Below are 11,931 nucleotides of genomic sequence, written 5' to 3'. Positions count from 1 at the left end.
CCCATCCCGAACAGGACCGTGAAACAACTTTGCGCCGATGATAGTGCTGCAACCAGTGTGAAAGTAGGTTATTGTCAGGCTTGTTATTCGTAGTAGAGAAAAACCCGTCAAGAAATTGGCGGGTTTTTTTTCGTCTGGTGGTGCCCATTTCACGCTCTGCAGATGAAAAAATGCCGGCGTTTAACGATTCTCTATGAATTGAAGTCGTTCAACTGAAACCGTCCGAGCTCCTCATTCGTACCCTCGATAATCAGCCGGCCCCATATATCGGACCGGCCCCAGATGGCAGTATCACACCCAAACAGCAGCTGCGCCTGGCCGCTTAAGCTCTGCTTTTAGCGCTTTAAAATAGAGGGATTACTTCCACTTCGGATATCTCTCTGCTCGATGAGTCATCATGGTTTATATCCATCGTTAAGTATCTTCAAGAAAGCGATAAGGTCAGCGATCTCTGCGTCGTTCAACGGCGGCTTATCGCCAGCTTTTTTGTCGAACGGTGCATCGAAGACGTCGATATTGGCGTGATCGCTTGCAGGTAGGTCATCGTATTGTTGAACATGTCCATTTTTATCGTGCGGATAAATTTTTTCGGGTTGCGTTGCCCGCAAATTATAAAAATCCAGGACTTGCTTCAGGTCGTGATAGACACCGTTATGGAAGAAGACTTTTCGCATTGCCGCATTGCGCAGGGTCGGGGTCAGGAACATGCCGCAGTACTGCGATTGTGTCGCCATATCTCGACGGAGAGGGCCGCAGATGCCCATGTCGTAGAACATTGCAGCACGATTTGCCGGTAAATCCCGGTTACGGGGAACTCCCAGCGCTTCGTATTGCGTATCGGTAAACAGCGGTGGCTGACCATCCTGGGACGGTTGACTCAAATGGCACGCGGCGCAATTTCCCTTGTTTTTATCGTTGAAAAGCACCATGCCACGTTGTTCCGACGACGTTAATCGTGCATGCCCTTCCAGCCAATAGTCGTACTTGCTGGAGAACGCATGAAACGAAGCATCTTCGAATTGGTAACGGCCGATTGCGAACATGGCCTCGGAAACGAACAAGTTCGGGTCCTTCGTCACCGCTGTACCGAAAATTTTAGCCAATTCGGCGCCATAACCAGCTTTCGCCAACTTACGCGCGACCTCGGCATTGTCCACGTTGGCCATCTCGGCCGGATTGGTCAAAGGACCGATTGCCTGGTCCTGAAGGGTGCTCGCACGGCCGTCCCAGAAGAACCCGCCCTGCGGCACCATTGCTGGTGCCGCCAGCTTGACGTCTGCGGCCTTTTGCTGGCGAGGCGTATTGAGGGCGGAGGAGGCGAGTTGATCGAGATTCGGCGGCGTGTCGGTCTCTCCGGCTTCAGGACCGATACCGAATACAGACTGGCGATACAGGTAGGCCAACGAGGGCACGGCCCGCAAGCCGGCTGTCGCCAGGTGCAGGCCGCCAAGTTGCACCGATTGTCCATTGGGCGGCCCATATCCGTTTTGCGCGTTATGGCAGGACGCACAAGATTGCCTGCCTGATGCCGAGAGCGTCGGGTCGTTAAATATGCGCTGGCCAATCAGGGCGACGGCGCTAAGCTGCATAACTGGAGGACGCACAAGCTTGACCGGGTGAGGGTTGATGCCGAACAGATTTCCGGCGAGCTGCGCTATCGGTTCCGGCAGAGCTTGGGGACGGTAATATTGCGCGATGGTCGCGGCGATACAGATCACCGCGGCGCTGAGGATTGCTATCGACCAGCCTCGGCGAACGAAGCGGCGAAAAGATGTCGTGGGCATGGTGGTATCGTTTAAACCCCAAAAAATTCGATATGCTGGATTTTTTGGGGTTGGCTGGAGAATTAGCAGCAGTGTCTGCTGTTAAGCCGTCTTCCGCTGGTGCGCAAGGCGGCCGATTATCAGCTCAGATTGGTGTTAACAACAGGAGGTGTTGAAACCTTCAGGCCGCTTGTCGTGTCGATATAGACTGGTGGCGCAGGGTTGGCGGGTTTGAAATTGAACAGGCTCATGATGCTGCCCGTTGTTGCATCGTGTGAACCGTTACCGAGACGCTTACCCCCCAGCCAGTTATCCTCGATGAACTGGACGATCGACGCCTGAGTGACTTGGGTATGGTCGATATAGTTGACCTTCGCATAAGGCGAAATGACCAATAACGGAACGCGGGTGCCAGGGCCGCAACGGCCGTTGACTGCACTGCCGGTGACGCCAACGCCTTGTTTTGCAGCGCTTGAAGTGCAGGAACCCACACCGTTCAACTGGTCATGCACGGGGTCGAATGAGGAGGTGGTCGGTGCCGTATAGGCATGGTCGTACCAGCCATCCGAGTCGTCGTATGTCACGACCACGGCGGTATTCTTCCAGTCTGGCTGCTGTTGCAGGAAGTTCACCACGTTGGCGATAAATGCCTGTTCATCGAGTGGATCGGAATTGCCAGGATGCGCATCGCCGACGGCGGGCGCCTTGATGTAGCTTACCGAGGGGAAGTTACCTGCAGACACAGCAGCGAAGAAGTCATTCACGTCATATTGATGATGCACTGGAGTCGCTGTGCTGTCGAGCGGATCGGTGGCGCCGATCACAGCAGTCGAGCTTGGACGGGTATGCGCTGGATTTTGCGTAGTCGGATAATACTGGAACCAGGCATGGTGAGGCACATAGTCCGTCGAGTTGGCGGCCAGTACACTCGAATACGTACTGCGCTTGCAGCCATTTGTTCCGTTGGCGTTGACGGTGGCGAGATTGAAGCCGCCCATGAAACCACCCCAGGTGATGTTTTGGGCATTCAACAGGTCGCCGATGTTCTTGTTGTTCGAACTCATTTGCACGAGGCTGCTGGCGGAGGTCGAAGAGCAAGCGTCACCGACCGGATCGGAGTCGCCGTTCATCGTGAAACCACCAGCCCCGTCGGCAATCACATTGTCACCTTGCGCCGCACCGTTTGCCGGGATGGCGCCATTGGTCTGACCAGACACCACTTCGAGTGCGCCCGGCGTCGAAGGGCCGTACGTATCAGTGTACATATTGTCGCTCATGGCGAAATTCTGGGCGTAGTTCCAGAGTGCCGTGACCGTATTGCCATCGTAGTAGCCCATGACGAGACCGGGTGTACCGAACTTGGTGCCGCTTCCGCCACCGTTGTTACCGGTTTTTGCAGGGAACAGGTCGGCCGCGCCATTGTTGTAGGCCAATTGCTCGTTCGCGTAGTCGTGCGATTGGCCATTGGTATTCGCCTGGCTGCGATCCAGACGGAATGGATTGATACCGCTACCGGGAGCAGTGGCATTATTTTGCGGATTGCGGAAATTCGGGTTATTCGTCAGCAGTGTGCCTTGCGTCAGGTTGTTCGGCACGGCAGTGCCGGGAGCCGCATTGAAGGCCGGCTCGTTGAGCGGGTTCGCTGCGTTGGGATAGGTGCCAAAATAATGATCAAACGAGCGGTTTTCACTGAAGATCACGACCAGGTGCTTGATCGGCGTTGTGGTTGTCAACGCGTCCTGTGCCGAAACAGGCGGCGTGGGAGATCCATTTCCGCTACTCGCCACAGGCGAGCTATCGCCTGAACTACAAGCGACGACGGTGAGCGCTAACGCAACACTTCCGCATAAAATCTTAAGAGAATTATTATTAATTAACATATCGACAGGCTCCTGGAATACATGTGATGCTGCCGTCAAGGCAACGCCACGATCATTCGAAATGAATATAGGTAATGCATAATTGACAACGTTTTGCGTTGCAACCATAAGTATGAGACGGATTTATGACCGTATTGTGACGTCGTGACTAAAGATGGCAAGTTTGCAAGCGCCGCCGATATGCATTCCTGATAATTATCGACAAACTATTACATTGATCTATGCAGGAGATGCAAGGTGTTACACGAGAAGCGATAGCAAATGTGGGAAAAACAGGGGACGCTGCGCCAGCAATTGGCAAGTCCGGCGCTGGAGCGTTATGCCGCCTCGGGCACGCTGCCGATACACAACAATCTGGTCGAGAAAGTCATCCGGTCTATGGCCATCGGCAAGTTCAAGCTGAATACCTTGCTTAGGTGGCGCGGCTTGCCGCTGACAAAAAAAGCACCGCTACGCGCTGCTTTTTGCTTTTATGGCTGTTCTTTATTGACCGGCTATCACTGGCATGGCGCTGCTTTTGGCGACCCAGTCTATCAGCGCATCGGTAATGGCGCGGCCATTGCCGTTGCCTGCCAGCTTGCTGTTGATCATGGCGACCACGATGCACAGTTGGTTGTCGGCGTCGGGAACGTAGCCGGCGATGGCCACCACATTATTCAAGCTACCGGTTTTGATGCGTGCCCGCGCTGCTGCCGGGCTGTTCAGCAGGCGTTTGCGCATGGTGCCGTCGAGGGCGGCGATGGGCAGGCTGGACTGGAACTCGGGCGCCCACACGCTTTGCTGCATCGCCTGCAGCACGCCCGCTATCAGGCGCGGTGAAACACGTTCCGTGCGCGACAGGCCAGAGCCGTTGTCAATCTGCAAGCTCTGGTCATCGATATTATGCTGAACCATCCATTCATGGATGACTTGCCGCGCGCGTGTTGCCGTGTCTTCTGGCGCTGCCATGGCGACGGGGCGGCTGCCCAGCCAGCCATCGCTTTGCAAGCTGCCCAGGCTGAAAAACAGGGTGCGGGCCAGGGTATTGTCCGAATTCTTGTTAGTGTCACGCAATACTTCCGGGAGGGCGCGCGCCACGTGATCGGCCAGCATACGTGTGCCGACCGGGTCGGCTGTGGGGGCAACTCCTGACGGTGCTGCTTCGCGCACGCTGCCCATCAGCGTGCCGCCCAGGCGTTTCCAGGTGGCACGGAACAAGCGGTCTGCATAATCCGTGCGGTCCAGCACATTGATGCTGGTGGCCTTCTTGCAGTTTTGCGGGAAGGTGCCGTGCAATATCACTTGCAGCTGGCCGTTCGGGCCACGCACATATTCGGGCGGGCGCCAGCCATCTTCCCACCTGGCGCAATTGCCTTTAATCAGCTTCATGTCGCTGCCGATGCTGACATTGTCCAGCGGCGGCATCATCAGCAGTTTCAATTTCCCTTCGGTCGAATTCAGTTCGATATCGAGCAGATTCGTGTTCAGCAGCAAGGCGTCAGGGATGACGTTGTAGCGGAACTCGCTTGACTCATCGAAGGGCGGCGCACCGATATCGGGCCGGGCTGGCTGGAACAGCTGGCGATCGAGTATCAGATCGCCCTTGATGGTGGTGATGCCCTGGTTGCGCAGGGTTTGCAGCATGTGTTCGAGCACATCGGCATTGAAATCCGTATCGGCGCCACCGCGCAGTATCAAATCACCTTTCAGCACGCCATTGATGACGTCGGCGCTGGTGCGCAATTCCGTGCGGCCCCGGAAGATCGGGCCCAATTGCTCCAGGCTGACGGCGGTGGTGACGATTTTCATGGTGGACGCCGGTTCCATGCTGCGCTCGGCGCCATGCGACAGCACGGTGGTATTGCCGCGCAAGACAATCGCGCCGATGGCGTCTTCCGGAATATTCGCGCTACGCAATAGCAGGCTGACGGCTTCAGGTAATTGCGCGTGAGCACTACCTATGCCGGCGAGCAAGGCGGCAAGCAAGAGTGGACGTAGTAAGACTGGACGTAACATGGCTCTCCTTAATGGAAAAAGACGTAGGCGACAAAGATGGCGGCGATCACGCCGGCCAGATCGGCGATCAGTCCGGCCGTGATGGCATAACGCGTCTTGCGGATGCCCACCGAGCCGAAGTACAAGGCCACGATATAGAAGGTGGTGTCGGCCGAGCCCTGGAACACGCAAGCGAGGCGGCCGACGAAGGAGTCGACGCCGTAGGTATTCATGGCGTCGATCATCATGGCTTTCGAGCCGGAACCGCTGAGCGGCTTCATCATGGCGGTCGGCAGGGCCGGCACGAAGTCGGTATTGATGCCCAGATTGGCAAACACCCAGTTCAAGCCCTGCATCACAAAATTGAACACGCCCGCATTGCGGATCACGCTGATGGCCACCAGCATGCCGACCAGATAGGGAATTACGGTGATCGAGGTCTGGATGCCGCCTTTCGCGCCCTCGATAAAAGCGTCGTACACGTTCACACGCTTGCGCAGGGCGCCGATGATGAAGATGGCGATCACGCTGATCAATACCAGATTGCTGACCACCTTCGATACCAGCTCGATTTCCTGTTTTGTCAGGTAGTGCGTGAAATACCAGATCAGCGCGACGATGGCGCTGGTCATGCCGCCTAGCCAGCCCAGCACGACTCGGTTGATCAGATTGATGCGCTGCTTGATGGAAACGGTAATGATGCCGACCACGGTGGCCACATAAGTGGCGATCATGCAGGGAATAAAGATGTCGGAAGGATCGGCCGCGCCCAAAATCGAGCGCTGCGCCATGATGGCCAGCGGTATCAGGGTCAGGCCCGAGGTATGCAGCACCAGGAACATGATTTGCGCATTGGTCGCCTCGTCCTTGTTCGGATTCAGGGTTTGCAGGCTTTCCATGGCTTTCAAGCCAAACGGCGTGGCGGCATTGTCCAGGCCTAAGAGGTTGGCCGAGAAATTCATCACCATGTGGCCGGTGGCCGGATGATCCTTGGGAATTTCAGGGAAGATCCGTGAAAAGAAGGGCGCGATCACTTTCGCCAGCCAGCCCACGATGCCAGCCTTCTCGCCGATATTCATGATCCCCAGCCATAAAGTCATCACGCCGGCCAAGGGCAGGGCGATATCCATCACGCCCATGCGCGCCGTTTCAAACGTGCCATCGATGATGCGCTTGAAGATATCCGTGTCACCGAGAAACAACCACTGCAAGACGGCAGCGAGGAAACCAACGAGGAAAAAGCCGGACCAGATGTAATTAAGTGCCATATCAGTTCTTTGCAGTGCGGTGTTGCGGGACGGGGGAATGTAGCTGCAAGCAAAGTATAGAGGCAGCCCGATACGAGTTGATGAAAGAATGCAGCAATCACATGCCAAAAAGTTATAAGCTGGCAGTCTGTTTTCATTGGCGCCCCATGGCTTGCCCGCGTAGTCTCGGTGACGCCTTTCCCTCTGTACTGGAATACTGATGATGTCTGTCCATAAAACCGCCTGCGCTGCCGGCCTGGCCATCGCGCTTCTTTTCACCAGCGGCAGCCATGCCGCGACCGAGGCGGCTGATGCTGATGCTGACGCCCGCGCCGGCAAGACCTTGCACTTGTTCCTGAGCACCAGCGAGACGGGCCTGGACCCGGCCGTGGCGTCAGACATCGCCAGCCTGAACCTGATGGAAAACGTGTTTGACCCGCTGCTGCGCTATGACTACCTGGCGCGCCCCGTCAAATTGCAGGGCAATACGGCGCGCGGCTTGCCCAAGGTCGAGGATGGCGGCCGTAGTTATACCTTTCAGCTACAGCCTGGCATTTTCTTTACGCCCGACCCGGCTTTCAAGGGCAAGCCGCGTGAAGTGACGGCGCAAGATTATGTGTACAGCCTGACGCGGCTGTATGACCCCAATCTGAAATCGCCGTGGCTGTTTTTGCTGGAAGACAAACTGGTGGGCGATGCAGCGCTGAAAGCCAGGTTCAGCTATGACACGCCGATCGCCGGCTTGCAGGCGCTGGACAAATACACCTTGCGCATACGCTTGAATGGCGTCGACCCGAACTTCCTGTTTTACCTGGCCATGCCGGCCACCGGCGTGGTGGCGCGCGAAGTGGCTGAAGCGTATCCGGCGGCCGGCCAGTTCGGCAATCACCCGGTCGGCACGGGGCCGTTCATGATCAAGGAATGGAAGCGCAGCGACAAGATCGTGCTGCAGGCCAACCCGACTTTCCGAAAAAGTCTGTTTCATACGGAACCGGCAGCGCTGGCTACCTTGCCGCCCGCAGACCAGGCGATTGCCACTGCGCTGGAAGGTAGGCAATTGCCGCTGGTTCAGCGCATCGAGGTGCGCATCGTTGAGGAATATCAATCGCGCATGCTGGGTTTCTTGAAAGGCGAATTCGATTATCTGGAGCAAGTGCCGGAATCGCTGACGGACATGGTGCTGGTGCACGGCAAGTTGAAGCCGGAACTGGCGACCAAGGGCATCACCCTGGACCGCTTTCCCGTGCTGCAGACGTATTACATGTGGATGAATATGGAAGACCCGGTGCTGGGCGGCTATACCAGGGACAAGCTGGCCCTGCGGCGCGCCATCGCCCTCAGCTACAACAGCCGCGAAGATATCGCCTTGCTGAAGAAGGGCCTGGCCTTGCCCGCGCAATCGCCGTTGCCGCCCAATGTGCTCGGTTATGACAAGGATTACCGCAGCCCCGTCGGCTACGATCCGGCGCTGGCGCGCGCCCTGCTGGACCGCTATGGCTACAAGCTGGGGGCGGATGGTTTCCGGCACCAGCCGGACGGCACGCCCTTGATCCTCTCCATGCATACGGAAGCGAATATGGTGGGGCGTTTGCGTGATGAATTGTGGCGCCGCAACTTGAACGCCATCGGCTTGCGCGTGGAATTCAAGAGCGACAAGAAGACCGAGATCATCAAGGCTTCGCGCCTGGGCAAGGTACAGATGTTCGAGACCAACTGGGTGGCGGACTTTCCTGACGGTGATAACTTTATGCAATTGTTGTACGGTGGCAACGTTGGCCGCGCCAACTATGCCCGATTTAATTTACCCGATTACAATAAACGCTATGAGGAGGCGCGCCTGCTGTCCGATACGCCGCGCCGCCGCAGTCTGTACTTCGACATGTCACAGCTGATCCATGCATACACGCCGTGGGTACTGCTGACACATCCTATCTCAGCCGACTTGCAGCAGCCGTGGCTAAAAAACTACAGGCGTCATCCCGTTGAATTCACGTCCTGGCGCTATCTGGACGTCGATATGACACGGGGTCGCCCGGCTGGCAAGTGACCATGGTCTGAGAAAAAGGCATTCATTCCAAAAAGTTATAGTTAGGAAAGCATTTTTCATTAGCGGGTGTTTGAGGCAAGGCGTTACTCTGAAATTGAAAACAAATAAAGTCATGCGTAGAAGTCATTAGAAGCAGTAATACCAAAATGACGGCGAAAGTGCCGTGAGACAGACGCTACGACATGAAAAAACGACCTGACTTGAGAAATTCAAGTTTCGCTTGCCCAAACGAAGGAGAGACCCGTGAAATTGAAAAAACTGGCGCAGTTGATGGCATTGATAGGGGTGGTGAGCCCGGCATTGGCACAGGAAGCCGCGCCGCAATCGTTGCAGCGGGTGGAAGTGACGGGCAGTAGCATCAAGCGCGTGGCCAATGAAGGCGCCTTGCCGGTGCAAATCATCAGCTACGACCAAATCGAAAAACAAGGCATTACCAGTGCCGAGCAATTGCTGTCCATCATCTCTTCAAATGGCACGGGCGCCGATAACATGACTTCGGGCAATAACGTGTTTGGCGCCGACGCCGACCGCGTCAGTGGCGGCGCCTCGTTTGCCTCCTTGCGCGGCTTGGGCCCGAACAGCACCCTGGTCTTGCTCAATGGCCGGCGCATCGCTACCCACGGCGCCAGCGGCAAGGCGGTCGACCTGAACTCGATCCCGATGGGCGCGATTGCCCGCGTTGAAATTCTCAAGGATGGCGCCTCGGCCATCTACGGCACGGACGCCATCGGCGGCGTGATCAACTTCATCCTGAAAACCAATTACAACGGCCTTGAAGTATCGGGCACGACCAATTCCACGCAAGCGGGCGGCGGCATGAACCGCCGCGCCTCCTTGCTGGCCGGCCATGGCAACCTGGAAGAAGACCGCTACAACATCATGGTCAGCTTGACGGCGGACAATGACGACAAGCTCAGCTCGAACCAGCGCAAATTTGCCAATGGCTTCCAGCCCGGCCGTGGCTTGTCGCCTGACACGACCGGTACACCCTATGCCAACCAGCTGACCGGCGCCGGTACGGCGCTCGGTACCTCGTTTACGGTGCCGGGAAGCACGAACCAGTATCTGCAAGCGAACCCGCTGAGTTTCCAGGGCAAGTGCGATACGGTGGCCGGCATGTCGCAATACCAGACCGCACTATGGTCGAAAGTGACCTCGCCGCTACGCAGCACCTATTCCTGCGCCTACGATTATGGCGGCGATTATGTGATTTCCTTCCCGGTCGAGCGCGTCAACTTGCTCAGCCGTGGCACCTTCAAGCTGGCCGCCGATCATACGATGTTTGTCGAGTTGCTCGGTTCGCGCACCAAGGCCACGGCGGAGTTGACGCCGATGCAGATCCAGGCCACGGCCGCCAATGGCGGCCTGTATCCGGTGGGTGGCGCGTATTACCAAGACCTGTCTCCCTACATTTCGACTTTCGACAAGACCAAGCCGATTTCCTATAAATGGCGGGCCAGCGATTTTGGTAACCGCACCCAGGAAAACACCACCGACAATCTGCGGCTGCTGGTCGGCTTCGAAGGCACGGTGGGCCGCTGGGATTACAAGGCTGGCGTGTCGCATGCGGAAAGCAAGACCAATACCAAGCTGACGGACGGTTATGCTTACACGGCTGCGCTGTTCCCGGCCTTGGCCAGCGGCATCATCAATCCGTGGGTGGGTGCTGGCCAGAGCCAGACCGACGCCGCCAAGGCCTTGATCGAATCGACCAAGTTCCGTGGCGACTTTCAGCATGGCAAGACGACCCTGACGGGTATCGACGGTTCGCTCTCAGGCGAAGTAATGCAATTGCCGGCCGGCCCCTTGTCCGCTGCCGTGGGTTTTGATCTGCGCCGCGAGAGTTATTCCTTTGGCCAGGATATCGATGCGACTACCGTGTATCTGTCGCCGGGCAATGCGGCGCTGGACAAGGCCAGCCGCAACGTCAAGGCCGTGTATGCGGAATTGCTGGTGCCTATCGTCAAGGATCTGGAAATGCAGCTGGCGCTGCGCCGCGATGATTACAGCCTGGTGGGCGCGACCACGAACCCCAAGGTTTCGTTCCGTTACCAGCCAGCTTCATGGTTGCTGTTCCGTGGTTCGGCCAACAAGGGTTTCCTCGCGCCCAGCTTCACTCAGCTGTATTCGGGGCAGTTGTACCAGGAATTGTCCAGCGGCGTGATCGATACGGTTGGTTGCGGCCGCCATCCGGGCGACCCGGCGTTCTGCGCACCATCGCGCCTGAACTATTTCTCGGGCGGCAATCCTAACTTGAAACCGGAAACCTCGAAGCAAGGCAGCTTAGGCATGGTGATCGAGCCATTCAAGGGTTATTCGGCTTCGCTCGATTACTGGGCCATCAATTCCAAGGATCGCATCCTGAACCGCTCGGCCACCATCGTGTTGCAGAACGCCGCCTTGCTGCCGCAATACATCATCCGCAATCCCGATGACACGATCAACTATGTGCAGGGTGGCTGGATCAATGCCGCCGGTTCGCGCACGCGCGGCGCCGACCTGAGCTTGCGTGGCGAAGGCAAGGTCAACGGTTTCAAATGGAATGCCGCGCTCGATGGCACGTGGACGCAAAGCTTCAAGTTCGCGGAAATCGCTGGCCAGGAATACAAGGAGTATGTGGGCAACTTCTACACGCGCGACCTGTATTTGCGCTGGAAACACAATGCCTCGTTCAGCCTGTCGCGTGGCGACTGGAGTGGCTTGCTGGCGCAAAGGTATAGCTCCGGTTACAAGGATCAGGTGCCGAACGGCGGCGCGCTGCCTTATCCGGTGGGCTTCAATCCCGATGTGTCCAGCTACACCACCTACAGCTTGTCGGGCACCTACACGGGCTTCAAGAACACCACCATTACTGTGGGCATACAGAACCTGTTTGACCGTGATCCACCATTTACGGCCCACAACGTCGATGATGTGGTCGGTGCGGGCTGGGACCCACGGGTAGCTGATCCGCGCGGGCGTGCGCTGTCGTTCCAGGTAAAGTACAAGTTCCTGTAAAGGCAATTGCCAGAAAGGGCCGC

Annotated in this window: 6 protein-coding genes; 2 read left to right on the top strand and 4 right to left on the bottom strand. The window is 57.0% G+C overall.

Annotated features, from left to right (window positions below; genetic code table 11):
- Window positions 1–395: 395 nt before the first annotated feature.
- The 4 genes from HDE72_RS13660 to HDE72_RS13645 all read right to left on the bottom strand — a co-directional run bounded on the left by HDE72_RS13660 (window position 396) and on the right by HDE72_RS13645 (window position 6,885).
- Window positions 396–1,784 carry a cytochrome-c peroxidase gene (locus HDE72_RS13660; RefSeq protein ID WP_183741671.1) on the bottom strand — a complete coding sequence of 463 codons (1,389 nt, stop codon included), beginning with the start codon at window positions 1,782–1,784 and terminating at the stop codon, window positions 396–398.
- A 119-nt stretch (window positions 1,785–1,903) separates the two neighbouring features.
- Window positions 1,904–3,643 (bottom strand): phospholipase C, encoded by a 1,740-nt coding sequence (locus HDE72_RS13655; protein ID WP_183741668.1) that lies wholly within the window; start codon window positions 3,641–3,643, stop codon window positions 1,904–1,906.
- 483 nt (window positions 3,644–4,126) lie between these two features.
- Window positions 4,127–5,638 (bottom strand): D-alanyl-D-alanine carboxypeptidase/D-alanyl-D-alanine endopeptidase, encoded by a 1,512-nt coding sequence (dacB, locus tag HDE72_RS13650; RefSeq protein ID WP_183741666.1) that lies wholly within the window; start codon window positions 5,636–5,638, stop codon window positions 4,127–4,129.
- An 8-nt stretch (window positions 5,639–5,646) separates the two neighbouring features.
- Entirely contained in the window at window positions 5,647–6,885 is a 1,239-nt protein-coding gene (locus HDE72_RS13645; protein WP_183741664.1) for a nucleoside recognition domain-containing protein, read from the bottom strand.
- A 202-nt stretch (window positions 6,886–7,087) separates the two neighbouring features.
- Here HDE72_RS13645 and HDE72_RS13640 point away from each other — a divergent pair, with 202 nt between their 5' ends.
- Window positions 7,088–8,911 carry an ABC transporter substrate-binding protein gene (locus HDE72_RS13640; RefSeq protein WP_409254966.1) on the top strand — a complete coding sequence of 608 codons (1,824 nt, stop codon included), beginning with the start codon at window positions 7,088–7,090 and terminating at the stop codon, window positions 8,909–8,911.
- A gap of 243 nt (window positions 8,912–9,154) precedes the next feature.
- Complete coding sequence (locus tag HDE72_RS13635) at window positions 9,155–11,908, top strand: TonB-dependent receptor (RefSeq protein ID WP_183741660.1); 2,754 nt, start codon at window positions 9,155–9,157, stop codon at window positions 11,906–11,908.
- The last annotated feature ends 23 nt before the right edge of the window (window positions 11,909–11,931 follow it).

Source organism: Janthinobacterium saanense (assembly GCF_014200675.1).
Taxonomy (GTDB): Bacteria; Pseudomonadota; Gammaproteobacteria; order Burkholderiales; family Burkholderiaceae_D; genus Janthinobacterium.
The sequence above is the reverse complement of the archived record's forward strand: the minus strand, read 5'-3'. Positions and strand labels throughout refer to the sequence as shown.